We start from the raw sequence: 19,946 nt of genomic DNA on the forward strand, positions 1-19,946 counted from the left end.
GTCAATAAGATCAGTCGTTGGCGGTGATTCGTTGTTTTCTTTGTTGCATTAGGCGTTGTCGGCCAGAGAGCCGCTGTTCGGTTGCCTGAGATGCGCCCGCTGCATCGTTCTCTATGTTGCCGGCCAGCCATTCGGCGAGGCTGCGCAAAGTGGTGTACTGAAAGAGCGTGACGATGGGGATCGTGCGGTTCAACGCGTTCTCCAGCGTTCTGTGTGTCCTTATCAAGCTGGCGGAGTTGCCGCCGAGATCAAAAAAGTTATCCGTAGCGTTCAGGGCCTCGCAGTTAAGTTCGTGCTTCCAGATATCGGCGATCGTCGTCTCATAGTGCCCTGTCGGGGGGGCGTGCCGATCGCCGCCGCCGTTCATCGTTATTGGCTCCGGAAGCCGCTGCTTATCCAGTTTGCCGTTGGCGGTTAAAGGAAATGCTGACAGACAGGTGAATACGGCGGGGATCATGTATTCGGGTAATTTGGTGCGCAGATTGGCGCGCAGCCGTGCAATCGCCTCCTGATTGTGTTCCTCGCTGACGATATAGGCGCACAGCCAGAGGCGATGACGTTCACCTTTAACCACGACACAAGCGCCGTTTATTCCGGGTTGCGTGAGTAGCGCAGCTTCGATTTCGCCCGTTTCAATGCGGTATCCATTGATTTTTATCTGCGTATCTTGCCGTCCCAGGAATTCGATGGTGCCATCCGGAAAGAATCGGGCTCTATCGCCGGTTCGATACATTCTGGCGGTTGGCGTCAGGCCATATGGATCGGGCAGATAACTGCGCGCCGTTTTCTCTTGATCGCCGAAGTAACCTTCGGCCAATACCTCGCCGCCGATAAACAGATCGCCCTCGACCGCGATGGGAACGGGCTGCAGTTGCTTATCCAGTATGTAGTAGCGAGCATTTTGAATCGGTTTGCCGTAAGGGATGCTGCTTTGCTCCGGCGCTACCCGCTCGATGATAAAGAAGTTGGACCAAATGACGGCTTCAGTGGCGCCGCCCAAGCCAACCAGCTGCAGGTTGGGGAACGTCTTACGCAGCTTGTCCGGCAGCGATACGGGGATCCAGTCGCCGGACAAGAAGGCCAGGCGTAATGATGGAATCGGGTACGGCGGGAAATAGGGTTCGCATTGATCGAGCGCGATGGGCGCTGAGTTCCAGAAGGTGATGCCCTCTGCACAGACGATGTTGGCCAGTGTACTCGGATCCTTGGTTTCGTCTCGGCCGGCGAGGCGAATCGTTCCGCCTGCCGCAAGCATTCCCAGCAGATCGTAGACGGACAGGTCGAAGGCCAGTGACGTGACGAACAGCGACTTGTCGCTGGCGTTCACGGTGAAGGTCTTGTTTACCCACTCGATCAGATTGATTACCGGTTTATGCCTGACGGCGACCGCCTTGGGATCGCCGGTCGTTCCTGATGTAAAGATGATGTAAGCCAGTGCGTCCGATGTGATGCGGCTCTCCACGGGAGTCGAAGGCCAGGAGAGGTCCTCGCTTATCGCGACGTGCACGTGCGCCAACGAGGTGGGCGCTTGTGCGATCAAGGCGGCGGCGGTATCGGCAAACAGCGCGTCAGTTGCGATACCGGTGATGCCGGCGATACGGATCATCGCTTGAAAACGAGCTGGAGGGCTGGCGGGATCGAAGGGCACATAAACACAGCCCGCTTTCAGAATAGCCAACATGGCGATGACCATCGCCGGGCTGCGATCGCACAGGATAGCGATGCGTGCGCCGGCGTCGAATCCCTGGGCCAGCAAATAATGGGCCAAACGATTGGCACGCGTATCCAATTCAGCGTAACTCATCGCGTTCTGCGCATTGCATAGCGCGATGTGGTGAGGTGCCTGACTGGCTTGTGCTTCGAACAGCTGATGCACCAGCCGATCGCCGGCATAATCGCATTGCGTGGCGTTCCAGCCGTCGAGCATGTTGTGGCGCTCATCGTCAGAGAGCAAAGGCAGGGCATTGACGACGGTTTCATCGTTTGCGAGCGCTGCACTCATCAGTGTGAACCAATGGCCGATCAGGCGCTGAACCGCAGCATCGGTAAAGCGTTCCGTGTCGTATTCGAGATTCAGCTCAAGGCCGCCGTTGCTGAGACGGAAAAAGAAGCCCAGGCTGAAACGGCTGGTCAACAAGTCGATGGGCAGGTGGCTGGAGCCGGTATCCCTCATCGTCCACAGCGGCTGTTCTTGCTGCAGCGATAGCATGACGTTGAGCGCCGGCGTGCCATTGGCGGTGCGTAGCCCTTTGACGTTATCGAGCACCGTTTCATAAGGAACCTGGCCGAACTGCATGGCTTCCTGGGTACGTTGCCTGGCCTGACGCAATAATTCACCGACGCGCGGCTGGTGCCGCATATCGCCGCGCAAAATAACCGTATTGACGAAATTACCGATGGTTGCGGCAAAATCGTGGTTGTTTCGCGTTTGCAGCGGTGCGGTCAACAGGACATCGTCGGTATCCGCCAGGCGTCCCAAATAAGCCCAGATCAGCGCCAGCAACCCGTGGAACACAGAGACTTCGTGTCGGCGGCAAAGCTGAGAAAGCGCGATGAATTTATCTTCTGGAATGGGGACGCTTAACTGGCGACCTTGCCCCCGCTCCTGGCGCGGCAGCGGCCGATCGCAGGGAAGTTGCGGGGCGGCCGGTGGCTCGGCCAGCTGTCGTTGCCAATAAGCCAGAGCCTCGGTTTGCCGGCTTTCACACTGCGTCAGCCAGTGGCAATAGTCCTGGTAACTGAGGGGGCAGGAGAGGCATCCGAAGCCGTATTCTCATAGGCCGCGGAGAGTTCGGCCAGCAAGATGTCCATGGAGCCGTCAACGGCGATGTGGTGCGTCAGCAGCACCACCAGATGCAGGTCTTGCTTGATCTTGAGGGCCAGCACCTTGAACGGGATTTCTTCGGTCAGATCGAACGCCGTGCGAGCGAAGGCGTTCGCGCGGTTCCAGGCCTGTTCCCAGGCTGCTTTTTCATCCCATTCACACAGGTTTTCATGATGAACCACCGGCGGGTAGGTTTGGGCGACGCATTGCTGCAGACCCTGCGCGCCTTCGGCATAGCGCGTACGCAAGATGGTATGTTGCATCACGACTTGTTCCGCTGCGTTGGAAAGACGGCTTAGATCCAGTGGCCCCACGATTTGAAAAGCGGCGGGAATGTTGTAACGAGGCGAGCCGGGCAACAGTTTTTCCAGCATCCACATTCTCGATTGCGAGGGCGAACAGGGTGCTTCGAGAGTGGTTTGTCGCGTATGGCTGACGCACGGCGGCGCATCGGCGTTTTTCGTCCATTGTTCAATAAGTCGTGCCTGACGCGAGAGCGTATCGGCAGCCAGGAGCCGTTCTATCGCAAGGTCAGCAGAAAACTGCTTTTTGATCTCATGAGCCAGTCGGGCGAGCAGTAAAGAATGCCCGCCGAGACCGAAGAACGTATCGGTGCGATAGACGTCAGCACAGTCCAGCAACTGGCGCCAAAGTCCAGCCAACGATAGCTCTGTGGCGCCTTCAGGCGCTTGGCCCGCACGATTTTCATGTTGCGTTCGGCAGTGTCTTAAGGCACCTCTGTCAATTTTTCCGTTAGGCAAACGGGGAAGTTCATCGAAGGCCATCCACTCCGCCGGCAGCATGTAGACCGGCAGTTGGGTTGCCGCCCAGGCGATAATGGCATGACGATCCGCCGGAGAGTGCAGCTCCAGCGCGCAGCGTAAAGATTTGCCCTTGTTCGCTGATTCGACCACCACCACCGCCACTTCTCGCACACCGGGATGCCGACGGAGCACGGCGTCAATCTCACCGATTTCGATACGATGGCCGCGGATCTTGACCTGGTCGTCGCGACGCCCGAGGTAGAGCAGGCGTCCATCTTCAAGCTGCTTGCCATAATCGCCGGTGCGGTACATGCGCGCCCCTTTGGGGCCGGCGGGGTCGGGCAGGAAGGCGTCGTTGAGTTCTGGACGATGGTAGTAACCGCGAGCGACGCCCGGGCCAGCCACGTAGATTTCCCCCGTTTCTCCCGGCGCTACGGCGTTGCCTTCTGCGTCAAGCAGATAACAGCGTCGGCCCGTCAGTGGTGTGCCGATGGTGGGATGCGGGTCTGAGGCCAAGACTTCACCGCCGGTGGAGTAGGTCGTATCTTCCGAGGGACCATAGAGATTAAAGATTTTTGCCGTCGGGCATTGTCGCCTGAGCGTATGCACCAGGTGCATCGGCAGCGGTTCCCCGGCTAAGTTGATAATCGGCAAATGGGATGGCAACTCGCCGATTTTAACCATCTCGTTGATGACCGAAGGTACGGTATTGAACAGCGTAATATCGTCACGCTTGTGCCACTGTAATAACGCCAGGGGATCTGCCAGCATATGCACGCATCCGCCCTGAGTAAGCGGAGCAAAGATTTCAAAGACGGAGAGATCGAAGGTGATCGACGTGCCACAAGCGACCTGCGACAGCTGTTCGTCAGTATAGGTTTGGTGGGCCCAATCGATAAGCGACAGGGCGTTGCCGTGTTCGATCATCACCCCTTTGGGAACGCCGGTGGAACCGGAAGTAAAGATAAAGTAAGCCAGTTGAGTGGCACAGGTGTTGCGCTGCAGTATCGCTTCGTTGGGGCGCCCGTTTTCGTCGATGAAAACGGGCGTAATGGTGTCGGGCAGCCTGCTCGCTAGCGCCGTTGTTGTAATGACGTATTTGGCCTGGGCGATCTCCAGCAACAGTTCGGTGCGCGCCTGGGGATGCTTGGGGTCGAGCGGCAGATAAGCGCAATCCGCCGCCATGATGCCCAACAAGCTGGCGGGGATATGGCGATCGCGCGGAAGATAGACGCCGACGGCCGTCTCTTTCGCCAGATTAAGCGCGGACAATTGCTGTGCGATGCTCAACGCGGCATGCCGTAAGCATTGATAGTCCATGATGCCGCTTTCGTCGATCACGGCCGGGCGTAGTGGCGTTGCCATCGCCTGATTAAAGACGGTTGCGTGCAGCGTATGGGATTGCGTCTGGTTTTCCGGTCCAATACCTTTCATGCTTTGCATTGTTAACCCTTATTTATTTGCGGCGATTAACCGAAAAGTCCCAAGAGGGCAATTCGTCTGAACAGGCTGATGTTTCATCGACTTTGGGGTGTTGTGCATCGAGATAGCCTTTTATTTCCGGCAAGGTGAGCGTCATGTCCTCAGAAACCTTCTCGATTAACTGCGTAAAGGCGACGGCAACATTTGCGATTACGTCGGGTGTAAACAAGGCGGTGCGGTAATCCAGCCCGCCTTCCATTGCGCCCTGTCTGGTAACCAGCGACAGTTTTATGTCGTGCACGTCCAGCAGAAATTCCGCATCGAGCAAGGTGGCCTTAATGCCTGATAACGTCCATGGCGGGGTCGCTACGTCATGCAAGACGAACCACGAGCGGTAAATCGGCGCCGACTGCGACATTTTTCGCTTCGGTCGCAGCGCGTTGACGATTTGATCGAACGGCAGATCCTGATGCCGGTAGGCATCCAGACAGGTTTGTTTGACGCGCAGGCACAGATCTGCAAAGGCGTCATGGCGTTGGAAGCGAGTGCGGATGGCGAGGCTGTTCACCATAAATCCGATGACGCCGGCGAGTTCGGGACGAGAACGATGGCCTGCCGCCGTTCCCACGACGATGTCGTCTTGTTGACACCACCAATGCAGCAGCAACTGCCAGGCGGTCATATACCCCATGAAAGGCGTGATACCCAGTTTGGCGCAGAGTGCATCGAAGCGTGCAGTGAGCGGCGCGCTTAAATGGAAAGGATGACGCGCGCCGGTAGCGGTCAGACGGTCGGTATCGACAGGCGTCGTCGGCAAAGCCAGCACCGGCAGGTTATCGCCGAGCTGATTGACCCAGTAATCCAATTGAGTGTTAAAGGTCCGGGATGCGCGTTGCGTTTGCTCCCATTGCGCGACGTCAAGGAAATTAAGCCTGTCTGACGATTCGGCTGGCGTCCTCCCTGCGACGAGAGCGTTATATATCTCGCTGATCTCACCCGCCATAATGGCAGTGGACCAGCCATCCCATACGATGTGATGCACGGCGATGATCAGGAGGTGACACTGCGCGGAGAATGCGATGAGGCTGGCTCTGAACATATCGCCGCAACGGGTATCGAACGGGCGCGTCGCCGCGGCAGCAAGTGCGCGCTGCATGTAGCCCTCTCTCTCGTGAGAGGGGATGTCGAACGCCTCTTCCAACTGCAGCTGAAATGAGGTCTCCAGCGACGGGGACATATAAGCGTCAGCCCGATCGTCGAGAATGCGGCATGTCAGCACCGAATGTCTGGCGACAAAGATCCGCAGAGCCTGGGACAAGGCATCCACATTGAGCAAGCCGTTCAGTTCGAAAGGTTCCACCAGGTTGTAGGTGCAGTTTCCCGGATGAAGCTGATCATGGAACCACAGCCGCTGTTGGGCGGAAGAAAGCGGCCAGCGGGACATGGCCGGTACCTTGACGATAGGCGGCAGTTCGTCCTCGGTGCGCTCAGCATCCAGCGCATTCCTGACCGCCTCAGCAATACCCCGTATGTTGGGCGTTTCAAAGGCGGCGCGAAGCGGGAATGCCGGGGTAAATTCTCGACGAATTTGGGTCACCAAATCGGTGAGACGGCGTGAGTCAATCCCGGATTTAAACAGATCCTGGGTAACGCTCAGCGCCTCGCCACCCAAAATCTTCTGGCCAAGCCGGCAGAGACGATGCTCGATATCGTCCGCCGGAGCGATAAATTCACCGCTATGGCGTGACAGTTGCGGCGTCGGCAGCTGTGAAATATCGACTTTGCCATTGGCTGACAGCGGCAACGTCGGTAGGATCATAATGACGCTTGGCACCATGTAGTCCGGCAGCTGTTCGGCAAAATGGCGATGGAGCTGCATTTCATCGAGCGTGGCGTCTTGCCTCGGGCAAAGATAGGCGAGCAGCAGTGCTGAGCCGTCCTGGCGGTGAAGGCGAACCACACAGCGATCGACTCCCGGGTGTTTACCGGCGGCGCGCTCTATTTCACCGGTTTCAATACGGAATCCATTGATCTTCAGTTGATTGTCTCTGCGCCCCAAAAACTCGATGGTGCCGTCAGGCAACCAGCGTCCCAGATCGCCGGTTTTGTATAATCGCTCGCCGCTTTGCGGGTGGGTGATAAAGCGTGCTGCGGTTTCTGCGGGATTGTTCAGGTAGCCGGCGGCCAGCCCTTTGCCGGCGATATAAAGTTCGCCCGCAACGCCTTCGGGCCGGTGGCGAAGATGGGTGTCCAAAACATAGAAGCGTTGGTTTGCCAAAGCCTTGCCATAAGGAATGCTGGTCATCGTCGGATCGATATCCTGGATGAGGTGGAAAATGGACCAAATGGCGGCTTCGGTGGCGCCGCCAAGACTGACGCTCAGGGCGTTTGGCATTGCGCGGTGGATTTTCTCCGGTAAAGCAACGTTGATCCAATCGCCGCTCATCATGACCAGCCTGATGCTCGTCAGCGTTGCGTTTTGATTAGCGGACAGATGATTGACCAAGAGTTCAACCAAGGCCGGCACCGAGTTCCAGACGGTGACCCGGTATTTCTGCACGCAGGTTTCCCAGTGCGCAGGATCTTTGGCAAGCTCATCTTTCGGCATCACGATGGCCGCGCCGCGCGCCAGTGGCCCGAAAATGTCGTAAACCGACAGATCGAAAGAGAGTGAGGAAAGCGCCAACACGCGGTCGTTCTCGCCGATAGCGAAACGCGAATTGATATCGGTAACGGTGTTAGCGGCGGCGGCATGGGTGACAATGACCCCTTTGGGCTTACCGGTCGTGCCTGAAGTAAAGATAATGTAAGCCGGCGACGCCGCGTCGATCTCGGCATCGCGCCATTCGTCCGTGAATGCGTTCATCGCTTCAGTGATGGGCAGATGCGCGATGGTTGCCGGCCACTCAACGCGCCCGTCGCTGGCGGGCGTCGTCAGTGCGACTCGAATTTCGGCCTCGCTCAAAAGTGCCTGCATGCGCCCCTTCGGTAGCGTCGGGTCGAGTGGAACATAGACGCAACCGGCGCGCAAAATACCCAACACAGCGGCGACTTGCTGCCAGCCTTTTTCTGCGACTACGGCTACGCGTGCACCGGGCTGGAGCGCCTGCTTGGTCAGCGACAGCGCCACATTGGCGGAGATATTCGCCAAATCCGAATAGGTGAGGACGGTTTCCCCCAGGATAGCGGGAGCTGACGGCTTCTTGTTTGCATACGCCAAGAACCCCTGATGCAAGCAACTTTCTTCAAAGGCGACGGCCGTACGATTGGCTTCGGCGATGGCGCCGCTGTTGACGCGTTGAGCCAGAGCGTCGCGCCAATGATTTTCATGCCAGATGGCTTCTTCTTTGGGCAAACGCATAAGCAATGCGCGATAGTCCATAAACATCGCGTCAAGCATGTCAGGATCGAAAAGGCCGTCGACCGCATCCCAGTTGATGAGGAGATTGCCTTTTTCTTCGTAAACCTGGCAGTCGAGCCATACGTGTGGCGTTTGCGATATCCCTTCCACCAATTTACCGAGCCGGCTCACAATCGGTTTATCATCGGCGGACGGGAAGATCAGGCTGGTAAAGACATAGGGCATGGTTGGCCGTTCGGCGCTTTTTTCCGCAATGTCTCGCAGCATTTTTACGCCGCTGTACTGCAAGGCAGAAAGATCGTCCCAAAGGCGTTTTTGCGTTTTTTTAGCGCGTTGAGTAAAGGTCTCCTCCTGCCGCAGGTCGGCTTCGAACAGCAGAACCGAGGTGAAATCCCCCATCACCTGATCGATTTGTGGATGCACCTCCAGACGATTGAAAGCCGGCAGGTTCAGGCAAAAATGGGGTGTTTCGCTCCAGTTCGCCAATATCTCCGTATAGGCGGTGAGCAAGACGGTGGACGGCGTGAGGCCCTGGTGTGCGGCGGCGTCTTTCAGCTTGCGCCAGACGGCGTGGGGTATCGTCGTTTCCCGGCGAAGGAAGCGGCGATGCTCCAGGCTTTGCGGAGCGATTCGCTGCGGCAGGGACGGGGCAGAAGGGAAGGCGTCGGCGCGTTTAAGCCAATAGTCGCGAGCGCGCTGATAGGCGGCGCTGTGTTCCAGGCGCTGTTCGGCCAGCACGTAATCTCTGAACGTGATGGCCACCGGTTCAGGCTGGTAATCGGCGTGGTAATAACGTTCCTCCAGCTCGCGCCAGAATAACGTAATGCTCCAGGCGTCCATAATCAGCAGATCGAAGCTGACGTGCAGCCGTACGGTGCCATCGGGCAATCGCGAGGCGGAAATATCAAACAGCGGCCATTGATCACAGGGCATCAGCTGATGAGATTTCCGCTCCCTGAGCGCCGTTAACTGCGCCACGGCGTCCTTAGGTTTCAACTGACTAAAATCGTTAGTGTCAATGATATATCGGGGGACGTGGGGGAGAACGCGCTGCATGCCGTCGTGCGTCATGACGGCTCTCAGCATATCGTGTTGAGCGATCAAGGCATTGAGTGCCTGTTCTAGACGCGCAAGATCCAGATCGGCGCATTCAAACTCTTCATAGGCATGCGCTGCAACATTGCCCGAGTTATTGCCCGCGTTACGTCCAACCCAATATGCGTGCTGAATATCGGTAAGCGGGAACGGCAAGAATGCCTCGTCCGGACGGATTTCCAAGGCGCTTGCATAAATGCTGGCCAGATCTTCTTCGGGTTGTGCCGCTGCGTCGCGTTGCCCTGCACGGTTCTCCAAAGCGGCGAGCAAGCTTTCCACCGTCGGAAACTCGAGGATGTCACCAGGGCCAAAATGCAACCCCAGCGTACGCGCGCGGTTAGCAATCTGGATGCTGAGAATGGAGTCGCCACCGAGATCGAAGAAATTTTCTTTCGGCTCAATTTGCTCGACTCCCAGCGCTTCGCTCCACAGCAACGTCAGTTTTTCCGCCAGCGTGTTCGCCGGCTTCGCCTGTTCAGGCGCATTTTTGTTGTCGACGGCGCTGATGGCCGGCACCACGTCAGCGGTTTGCGGTTCAGGATCGACCCAGTGACGGGCGCGATCAAAGCGGTAAGTCGGCAGCGGAATTTTGTTGCCCTGCGGTGAGTGGGGTATCGCCTGGCCGTAACACCAGCGCTGCTCCTGGATGCGCAGAAGTGACGCCGGGCCACTCAATCCCGTGTGCTCGGGCGAGAGCAACGGGATGGCGTTGACATCTTTGCGGCCGGCGCCAATAGCGCGTGCAGCCTGGCTCAATGAGGTGCCTGGCCCGCACTCGAACAACAGGAAGGCGTGTTGATCGATAAGCGTTGCCAACCCATCGGCAAAACGCACGGTACCACGTAGATGACGCACCCAATAATCAGGGGTCGTCGCCTCTTCATCAGTGATCCATGTTCCGCTGAGATTGGAGATAAAGCGCTGACGCGGCGGTGTCAGGGTGACCTGAGCCAGCACCTCACCAAAAGCCTGTAAGCAAGGTTCCATCATGGCCGAATGGAAAGCATGGGAGGTTTCAAGGGCTCGGCAGCTGATGCCATCGCGCTCCAATGACCGGCGAAACGCGTCCATATCATGGGCGGGGCCAGAGATGACGGTCAATGCCGGCCGATTGACGGCCGCGATGGAGAGGGCGGAGGGTAGCCGAGAGTGCAGGCTTGCCTCATCAGACATGACGGCCAACATCTCGCCGTGATCCATGCTTTGCATCAAGCGACCGCGTGCCGAAACGACCTTGACGGCATCTTCAAGCGTAAAAACGCCGGCGAGGCAGGCTGCGACATATTCGCCGATGCTGTGTCCTATCATGCCTTCGGGGGTCAGGCCGGAAGCCAGCCAATGTTTCGCCAGCGCATATTCGACGGCGAAAATCGCCGGTTGCGAAAGCCAGGTTTGCGCCAGCAATTCGCCAGTGTCCTGCTCCTTGTTGAACAACAGCGAGCGTAAGTCGTGGTCGATAAACGGTTGGAACAGCTGCGCCAGCCGATCGAACTCTTGGGTGAAGATGCCGCCGGTGTGATACAGGTTGGCTCCCATACCCTGATATTGTGTTCCCTGGCCAGGAAACATAAACGCTGTTTTCATCGGCGCGTCGCAGGCTTCTCCGAAGCACGTGGTTTTAGCTCGCTCGGTTTCCAGCTGCGCGATGGCCTCTTCCACACTGTCGGCCGTTATGGCGGCGCGCACGGGAAACGCTTTCCGACCTGTCGCCAACGAATGGGCGACATCGGCGAGAGATACCTCGGTATGGTTGCGCAAATAATGGGCTAGTTGCTGCATTGTCGCGCGCAAGGCGACCTGGCTTTTGGCCGAGAAGCGTAATGCGCAGGTGGCGGGTTCTGCGGCAGGGGAGACGGTGGAAACCGGGGGTTGCTCCATGACGACATGGACATTAGAGCCGCCGATGCCGAAGGCGCTGACTCCCGCCCTGCGTGGCGAGCCTTCTTCCCAGGGCGTTCCTTTACTCGTCACGGTAAACGGGGTACCGGCGAAATGGATGGCGGGGTTTGGCGTCCGGTAATGCAGCGTAGCGGGAATATAACCGTGATAAAGGCTTAGCGCGGTCTTGATAAATCCGGCAATACCGGCACCGGCGTCAAGATGGCCTATGTTGGATTTGACCGAACCTATCTTACAGCTTGCGGCTGGACAATCGTCGCCAAAAGCGGCCGCCAGCGCGGCGATTTCTATCGGATCGCCCAAGCTGGTGGCCGTGCCATGAGTTTCAACGTATCCGATAGTGTCGGGCGTCACGTTGGCAACGGCGTGCGCCATTTGGATAACGCGGGTTTGGCCTTCGACGCTGGGTGCGGCATATCCCACTTTTTGTGCGCCGTCATTGTTGGTCGCAGAGCCGCGGACGATGGCATAAATATGATCCCGATCGTTGATCGCATCATCCAGACGTTTTAACACCACGATCCCGCCGCCATTCCCGCGCACTGTGCCGCTGGCATGTTCGCTGAACGGTTTGCAATGCCCGTCCTGTGAAAGAATGCTGCCCGGTTCATACCGATAGCCTTCTTCAGCCGGGTATTCCAGCGAGATACCACCGGCCAGGGCGATATCACACTCTCCTGCCAGCAGGGACTGGCTTGCAGTGTGTACGGCCAACAACGAACTGGAACAGGCCGATTGAACGACGATGCTTGGGCCTTTCAAATCCAGTTTGTAGGAGATGCGGTTGGCTGCGTAATCCTTGTCATTGCCAATCAGCAATTGCATTTTGCTGGTGGTGGCGCAAAGCTGCCTATTGTTCGCGAGATTATGCAACCAATACCCGCTGGGACCGCTGCTGACATAGACGCCGACGTTTTGTTGGTGGCATGTGGCGGCATAGCCGGCGTTTTCCAACGCTTCCCACGCGCACTCAAGTAGCAGGCGTTGCTGCGGGTCGGTGATCGCCGCTTCTTTTGGCGACATAGCGAAAAATTTTGCATCGAATTGATCGACATCGGTTAGCAGGTAGCCTGCAGGGACGTGCCAGGAACCGTCCGTGGAGGCTTGCGGCGCAAAATCAGCATGCCAGGTAACGGAATCGATCTCCTGACAGAGATTATTCCAGTAAGCGTCAATGTCTCCTGCTCCGGGAAAACGCCCGGCCATTCCTATGACGGCCAGTTCGATGCCGGTAAATTCATTATCGAGAGTTTTTTCTAATTCAGACATGAGTATGATTCCCCAGGGATGTCGGCGGCATGTGCAGCGATAATGTGGCGAGCACTTTTTTCACGTCTTGCAGCCAAATATCTTTTTGTTCGTCAAATAAGAAATGGCCTGCATTAAATTCGCGCCATTCGACGGTATTGGCGGTAACGTCTATCCAGCCGCGAGTCGCCTGGCGATCGATCACCTGGTCGTGCAAGCCGTGGCAAACGTGTATTGGGCATGTCAACGGGGCTTTACCTGTTGGTGCATAGCCGTCACTCGCCTCCAAATCTGCGCGGATGGTTGACAGAAAAAGCTCATAGAATTCCGGTGTCGCGGCATCCTGTGCGTTGATGCCACCTAGTTTGACCAGGCAATCGATCAGCTTTTCCGCCGACATCTGATGCCAGTTTTGTCGTGTTTTGTGATAGTGGGGAGACCTCTGGCTGGCGATCAATAGCGCGTGAACGCAGGCACCATGCTGTTCCAGCCGCGTTGCCATCTCATAGGCCAGCAGGCCGCCGTAGCTGATGCCTGCCAACACCAGCGGCGTATCAAGATAGGGTTTTATACGAGCGAATACGTCATCGGCCACTTGTTCCAGCGTGGAAAAGGCAGGTTCAATAAAACGTTCTTCTCTGCCGGGAATAACAGGAATAAGAATATTGGCATATTCCTGTAATTCGGCATGCCAGGTACGATATCGGCTGGTGCCACCACCGGCATGAGCAAAGCAAATTAAATTTATGGCCGACGGGCGTGATGCAGACAGCTCACGGATAAAATGATTACCCATGCTAGGTCCTTAATTATTTTATGTAAAAAGGGTATGTAGCTGGCGGGCTTTATTCCCGCCGTGATGCTATTTTCCGATTTTTATTCAGATTTTTTTAGCGTGACAATTGCGGAAATTAACGAGAGCAACGCCAATAAGGCCAGGCTAAAAGTAATAACCAGGGGGTTCCGCTATTGAACTCGGCAATAAACTGCGTGGCAACGCTCGCGAGAAGCATGCTGATGAACATGCTCAATCCTGCCGCGGTGCCCGCCAGAGGCTTGATCGCACCAATGGCGCCGGCCTGCGCTGCCGGGCTGGTGATACCGTAGAAAATACTGAATACCATCGTTGGGATGACCAGTGCGGGAATCGACCAGATGTTTATCAGGCTTAGCGTCAGAGCGAGCAAGCTGAAAATAAAGCCGATGATGCTGCCCAACAGCAAACGGCGCCGTAGCGACAGACTTTGCGGTAAACGGCTGGCCGACAAGTTACCGATAATGGCGCTGCCAGACACCATCAATAGCAACAAACTGGCGCCAGAGGCGGAAAGTTGGAAGGTCTGCGTCAGCACGATGGGGGCGGCGGCCATAAAGGCCATAAAGGCCGACTGAGCGAAACCAAATTGAAAGGCGTTGCCGAGAAAGGTGGCGTTTTTCGCCAACTGCCCATAGTCATGGAACAGATTGCTTTTGCCTGCTTCTACGCCAGTTTGCGCTTTGCGGGTTTCGGGGAGACTGAACAAGATGATAACAAACACGATGGCTGCAATAGCGCCGATCAGAATGAAATTTGAACGCCAACCAAAGTTATCCGTTAATAAACCACCCAATGGCACGCCCAGTAGCGGCGATATCATCATAGAAGCGACCAGTTTCGACATGACATTTGCCGCCTTTTCGCTGTGATAGATATCCATGACGATAATTCGCGCCGCAATAACGCCGGCCGCCCCGCCCGCCGGTTGAATAATACGGCCCAAAATTACGGCTTCAATGGACTGCGCCGATAAACAAATGAAACTACCAATAATCAGGATCGCCATGCCTAACAGTAATATGGTTCTGCGTCCCAGTCGATCAGCCAATCTTCCATATACCAGACAAGCAAGGGCAAAACTGATCATCGATAGAGAGACTGTCAGGTTGGCGGTCGCAGGTGTTGTTTCAAAGTATTTAACCAGGCTAGGCACTGAAGGCAGGAAAATTTGGAATGAGGTTGGTCCCAAACCTGACAATAGAATGAGAATGAATTGCAATAGGGCGTGATTGACGTGCGTTTGCTCGCTGGCGTTATCAGAGGACATTTGTCTTCCGTTCATTGCTTCTTCCTGTATTGAGTGTAAGAGACAGCTAAATACCCTCGACATACCGCAATGGGCATTCACCGACAAAAAAAACAAATTATTCGCATCCATTTAATTATCTTGCTAACCATTTGTGCCTGTGGTTGGCAAGGTGATTGGTTTTTTTGTTTGTTTTTAAAAGACTTTTATCATCACGATGCTGCTGGTAGGGATTGTGATGTTATGTAAAGTTAAGTCCTTTTTTGTTGATCAAAGGTAAACATACGCAAATATTATTTATCTATAAGCTATATCCAAGTCAATCAGTAAGGTTAATTTATTTTAATGATTTTCCTGCTCCTGTAAGCCGAGTGTCGCTGCAGGCCTTGATAAGGCTGCAATCAGGCAGTCGTTGAGTATTCCTTGATTTTTTAATAATGAGTGGGAGGTCACAGAATAAAAATGATAAAAAACAGAACTATTTTTATAGCTTATGAAAATAGAAAAAATTGATATTTTGGTTTTTTGTATTGTTAATTTCACAGGATTTTGGTTTTAAAAACTGCCTTGTTGTTGCTATTTGGCGATTTTAATCGACAAAGATAATGGGGTTTCTCTCCCTAGGCCTTCCTGTCGTCCATGTTTCAGAGTACGAAAGAAAAATGACGCTCTGATAGGACGGAATCTGGATCGCGAATGGGGTGATTAACACTTAATGTGATTATTGCATTTGTTAATTATTTGCGCTGATGTTTAATGCTGTTTTTTGTGCAAGGATGAATGATTGAACAACGAATTCAGTAAATGTTTGCATGGGATGACGAGGGCGTAGTGACATCTTCATATTCAAACGGGTTTATGGGGGGACGTCGCTCTCGGCTATATGGCCGTGGATGAGTTTATCGGTTGTTTCATCTCCCCATTCGGCGTTACATCTGGCCGAGCAAACTTACGCGGGGATGACAGTTCTATACATTGGGATTGGTACTGTAGCTCTACCCGATGATGTTGTGTGTTATCCATTCCCTGTAGTGTATTACCCCATCCCTGTTAAGTTTATCCCGCCTTGTGCGGGATTTTTTTTATCTGCGCATACCCGGCGGCGCGTAGCGCGATTTTTTTGAATGACACCGTCAGTTTTATTCAGTATTCAGCCGTTGCGCGCTTGATTAGATTGAACGCGAGATGGGCGTCGTCGGCGCCTCTGTGCAATGAGTGGAGAATTTCTATGGCGAAGACAGTAGTGGTATTTCATTCCGGCTACGGCCATACCGAGCGTTTGGCGAAAGTGGTGGCGGAAGGCGCTGGGGCCGAACTGATCGCTATCGATCAGGAAGGCGATATCAGCGATGAAGCGTGGCAGAAGCTGGATGAGGCGGACGCCATCATCTTTGGTTCACCGACCTATATGGGCGGCCCGTCCTGGCAGTTCAAGAAATTCGCCGACGCCAGCTCCAAAGCCTGGTTCGGCCGCAAGTGGCAGGACAAAGTGTTCGGCGGCTTTACCAACAGCGCCAGCCTGAACGGCGACAAGCAGGTTACGCTGATTGCGCTGCAAACGCTGGCTTCTCAACATGGCGGCCTGTGGGTCAGTCTGGGGCTGCTGCCGGCCAACACCAAATCGGCGCAGCGTACCGATGTCAACAATCTGGGCGGTTCGGTGGGGCTGTTGGTGCAAACGCCGTCGGATGCCGGCGTGGACGAGATGCTGTCGGGCGATCTGGCAACCGCCAAGCTCTATGGCCAGCGCGTGGCGGGCTTTGCCGCCAAACTGGCGTAAGGCCTTGCCGCGTGCAGCGTTCATTTTCTCTGCACATTTGGCGTGTAAGCTGCGAAATGTTATTAGCCTGCTTGGGCTAACGCTGCATTTCGTACAAATATTCCCGGTTCCTAGGCCGGGTTTTTTGTTGCTAAGGTCTGCTTAAGCTTTCGCCGCTACACTGCATGGCAGCACAGGCATGCAATGAATGGCTGTGTCGTAACTGTCGATTTGCTGTTGTTCAAGCAAGCCCGCTTTAGGCGGGCTTTTTTTGGGTTGTTATTGCACGGGCGGCCCAGTTGCAGGAAAATAATCACGTAGTTATTCAAATATCATTCAACGAGTAATAACCACAATCTTATTGATGTAATTAACGTCGTCGGCGGCCTATTACGCTTTGCGCTATGCTGTCAGCAGAGCTGAGCATTATTTTCCGACGGTATGCGGGGGAGTCCGCCGCCGCCACATTAGGTTAAGAAAAGTCTGTTAATTAATTGTTAATGTTTTTTATTGTTGATTTGTCTGGCTTTTTTGGTTGAAATCCGGGTTGATTATCCCTCACTGGCCGGGCGAGAGAGTATGCACATTATTATTCTGGTTATTAGCAAAATATGGGCGAGGCGATGAACGCCAGAATAAACGCCAGGCATGGCCTGCCGCTTACGGTTCAGCTCATCAATCTTTTCATGCTGGCCTTTTTACTTTCCCTGGTGGGCATTCTTAGCCGGCCGATTGGCTCGCTTTCTTTATTTTGGCCGGTGAATGCGATTCTGCTCGGCCTGCTGCTGCGCAAACCCGCTTACGCCACGCCACTCGGCTGGCTCACGACCTATCTGGGCATGGTTGCCGCCGATCTCAGCACCGGCGAGGGCTGGTCTTTGGCGCTGTGGCTGAACGCCTGCAACATGTCGCTGATCGTCGTCGGTTACGGCATCATGCTGATGCTGCCGCAATCTCAACGGCGCATGGGTAAACCCCAGGCGATACTCTATATGTTCAGCGCCAGCCTGGCCGGTGCGGCGGTGGCGTCGACGCTGTCCGTGCTGCGCAACGATAGCCTGTACAACAACACGGTGGTGGTCGCCTGGCTGGCCTGGTTCAGCGAACAGTTTTCGACGACCCTGCTGCTGTTGCCGGTGCTGATGGCGGCGCCGCGGTTGAAACAGCTGTTGCGCATGCAGGTGCGTTGGCGCTTGAAAGGCTGCCTGCCGCTGCTGGCGCTGCTGCTGTCGCTGGCGTTCAGCGTCTATATCGGCGGGCCGGGCGCGATCGCCTTCCCGATCCCGGCGCTGCTGTGGTGCGCGGTGCGCTACCAGCTGTTCCCCGTGACGTTGCTGACGCTGTTGACCGGTATGTCTGAGATCAGCAGCATCTCCGCCAACCTGGTGCTGTATGAAACGCCGAACAACCATAATGCCTTCCTCGACACGCTGATGTCCGCCCGATTGGGTATCGCCATGCTGGTGATGGGACCGCTGATCCTCGCCAGTTCCATCGCGGCCAACCGTAAGCTTATGCGGCGTCTGGAGCACAGCGCCAACCACGATTTCCTGACCGGCGTGCTGGCGCGCAGCGCGATGACGCGCAAAGCGGGCGAGCTGTTGGAGCACAAGCACCGTTCCAAAGAAGCGGTGTCGTTACTGCTGATCGATATCGATCATTTCAAGCAGATCAACGATACGCACGGCCACAGCGCCGGCGATCAGGTGCTGGCGTCGTTCGCGCACATCGTGCGGCGCGAGCTGCGGCACGATCAGCTGTTCGGCCGCTTGGGCGGGGAAGAGTTCGCCATCATGCTGCCGCGCGCGTTGGCGGCGCAGGGCGTGGCGCTGGGGGAGCATCTGCGCCGGTTGGTGGAGCAGACGGAGCTGCAGGCGGAAGGCAAGCAGACGTTGAAAATCACCATCAGCGTCGGCGTCGCCAGTTTGGCGATGAACGAGGTGAAATCGCTGGAGCAGTTGATGAACATGGCGGATATCGCGCTGTATCGTGCCAAATCGCAGGGGCGTAATCGGGTGGAGTCGTTCAACGTGGTGAACGGCAACAGCGTCGAGCATATCCTGTTCCGCTAACCGTTTTCAGCCTTGCCTGGGCTCGAAGCGGGTTTCGCAATTAGGGCAAATCAATATCACGTCTTGCAGCATTGCCGCGCATTTTTGCCGGGTAACATAGCCGCATTTAGGGCAGACGATTTGGGTGGAGCGGTTGATAAAACCTTTGACGCTGCTGGAATCGGACATATCAATAGCCTGTGTCAGGTGAAAACTCACGCTAACACAGGCGACGACACATTTCGTTGGTTATTTTCTGTACGCAGAGGCCTACAGGCTTTTCAGCGCCTTGATGGTCTCATCCATGTCGATCTCGTGCTCGGAGAAGGTATGGGTGGTGTTCTGGAAGGTGGTGATGGTCAGCATGCGCAGCGTTTGCATGGCCTGCGCCTGGTCTTCGGACTGCGGGCGAATGCGGTTCATCAGCAGGCCGACTGACAGCACGGTGTTCTCTTTATCCACGTCGGCTTTGACCGGCACTTCCTTGGTGAAGGTATTGAAAGACTTGATGCTGGTGATCTTGATTCTTTCATTGGCGATAATGATGTATTTGCTGGGCGCCAACACTTTGACCGCATAAGCCGACGGGCCTTTGGTGTTGTTGGTCGGTTCGAAGGTCACCGCCGCGTTTTTCTTAATCAGCTCCGGGTTTTGCACTTTAATCACGTGAAAATAACGATTTTCTCCGTTCTCGTCGGTAATAAAGCCGAAGCCTTTGTCTTCAAAAAAAGTCGTTATCTTGCCGTTCATCGCTATTCTCACAAAAAGGTTCAATACAGCGCTTATGATAGCGCGGAATGCCTTGCAGCGACAGATTGCGCGGGCGGCATTTAGTCATGCGATAACGGCATTTAGCGGCTTCCCGGCGACATGCTATGTTCATGCTGACTTTATTCAATGCGCAAAAAGGAATAGCGATGGGCATCAAACGTCTCAATCACGCCGTGCTGTACGTCAGCGACGTGCGGCAGAGCGCCGACTTTTATCATCAGGTATTGGGCTTCAAGCTGAAGCCGTCCGACAGCCCCGATCGGGCGGTATTTACCCAGGCCGCCGACTCGGACAACGATCACGATTTGGCGTTGTTCAGCAAGAACCTGGGCCAGCAGCGCGCCGGGGTGTTTCGCGCCAACGGCGAGCCGCCGGCGGAGCATGAGCCGCCGGCCGGGCTGTACCATCTGGCCTGGGAAGTGGACAGCCTGGAAGAGCTGGAGCGCATTCGCCATCAGCTGGCCGAACGCGGCATTCTCGGGTTGGAAGAGGATCACGGCGTGCACAAAAGCATTTATGGTCACGACCCGGACGGGCTGCTGTTTGAGGTGACCTGGTTTATTCCCCCGGCGTTGCTGACCGAAGAGGACAAAAACCAGCAGGGGATCCGCCCGTTGGATTTCGCCGCCGAGAAGCGGCGTTTCGCCGGCCTCTAACCTGCTCCTGCGCGGGGCGCATCGGCGCCCCGA

Annotated in this window: 10 protein-coding genes; 3 read left to right on the plus strand and 7 right to left on the minus strand. The window is 55.6% G+C overall.

Annotation, left to right across the window (positions count from 1 at the left end; translation table 11 throughout):
• Nucleotides 1-10: 10 nt before the first annotated feature.
• The 5 genes from SERRSCBI_RS25225 to SERRSCBI_RS05485 all read right to left on the minus strand — a co-directional run bounded on the left by SERRSCBI_RS25225 (nucleotide 11) and on the right by SERRSCBI_RS05485 (nucleotide 14,712).
• Nucleotides 11-2,716, minus strand: a complete 2,706-nt coding sequence (locus SERRSCBI_RS25225; RefSeq protein ID WP_369795929.1) for an amino acid adenylation domain-containing protein — start codon at nucleotides 2,714-2,716, stop codon at nucleotides 11-13.
• Nucleotides 2,713-5,031, minus strand: a complete 2,319-nt coding sequence (locus tag SERRSCBI_RS25230; protein ID WP_084587949.1) for a non-ribosomal peptide synthetase — start codon at nucleotides 5,029-5,031, stop codon at nucleotides 2,713-2,715. Before SERRSCBI_RS25230 ends, SERRSCBI_RS25225 begins: the two co-directional genes overlap by 4 nt.
• Nucleotides 5,032-5,044: 13 nt before the next feature.
• Nucleotides 5,045-12,634, minus strand: coding sequence for a hybrid non-ribosomal peptide synthetase/type I polyketide synthase (locus SERRSCBI_RS05475; protein ID WP_071883535.1), 7,590 nt, complete (start codon nucleotides 12,632-12,634; stop codon nucleotides 5,045-5,047).
• Nucleotides 12,627-13,409: a thioesterase II family protein gene (locus SERRSCBI_RS05480; protein ID WP_071883536.1), complete on the minus strand. Its 783-nt coding sequence runs from the start codon at nucleotides 13,407-13,409 to the stop codon at nucleotides 12,627-12,629. Before SERRSCBI_RS05480 ends, SERRSCBI_RS05475 begins: the two co-directional genes overlap by 8 nt.
• 115 nt (nucleotides 13,410-13,524) lie before the next feature.
• Nucleotides 13,525-14,712, minus strand: a complete 1,188-nt coding sequence (locus tag SERRSCBI_RS05485; protein WP_042783835.1) for an MFS transporter — start codon at nucleotides 14,710-14,712, stop codon at nucleotides 13,525-13,527.
• A gap of 1,192 nt (nucleotides 14,713-15,904) precedes the next feature.
• On the opposite strand from SERRSCBI_RS05485, the gene SERRSCBI_RS05490 reads away from it, so the two are divergent.
• Both SERRSCBI_RS05490 and SERRSCBI_RS05495 read left to right on the plus strand, forming a co-directional pair.
• Nucleotides 15,905-16,456, plus strand: a complete 552-nt coding sequence (locus tag SERRSCBI_RS05490) for a flavodoxin family protein (RefSeq protein WP_033642149.1) — start codon at nucleotides 15,905-15,907, stop codon at nucleotides 16,454-16,456.
• A gap of 602 nt (nucleotides 16,457-17,058) precedes the next feature.
• A complete protein-coding gene (locus SERRSCBI_RS05495) occupies nucleotides 17,059-18,507 on the plus strand; it encodes a GGDEF domain-containing protein (RefSeq protein WP_033644213.1) in 1,449 nt (482 codons plus the stop codon).
• A gap of 6 nt (nucleotides 18,508-18,513) precedes the next feature.
• Here SERRSCBI_RS05495 and SERRSCBI_RS25025 read toward each other — a convergent pair whose 3' ends face one another.
• Together SERRSCBI_RS25025 and SERRSCBI_RS05500 are read right to left on the minus strand one after the other, a co-directional pair.
• Nucleotides 18,514-18,675 (minus strand): YnfU family zinc-binding protein, encoded by a 162-nt coding sequence (locus SERRSCBI_RS25025; protein ID WP_015376921.1) that lies wholly within the window; start codon nucleotides 18,673-18,675, stop codon nucleotides 18,514-18,516.
• Between the two features lie 81 nt (nucleotides 18,676-18,756).
• Nucleotides 18,757-19,236 (minus strand): cold-shock protein, encoded by a 480-nt coding sequence (locus tag SERRSCBI_RS05500; RefSeq protein ID WP_004940042.1) that lies wholly within the window; start codon nucleotides 19,234-19,236, stop codon nucleotides 18,757-18,759.
• 167 nt (nucleotides 19,237-19,403) lie between these two features.
• Here SERRSCBI_RS05500 and SERRSCBI_RS05505 point away from each other — a divergent pair, with 167 nt between their 5' ends.
• On the plus strand, nucleotides 19,404-19,913 hold the full coding sequence (locus tag SERRSCBI_RS05505) for a VOC family protein (protein WP_015376923.1): 510 nt from the start codon (nucleotides 19,404-19,406) through the stop codon (nucleotides 19,911-19,913).
• The last annotated feature ends 33 nt before the right edge of the window (nucleotides 19,914-19,946 follow it).

Source organism: Serratia sp. SCBI, from assembly GCF_000747565.1.
In the GTDB taxonomy this organism is placed as follows: Bacteria; Pseudomonadota; Gammaproteobacteria; order Enterobacterales; family Enterobacteriaceae; genus Serratia; species Serratia ureilytica.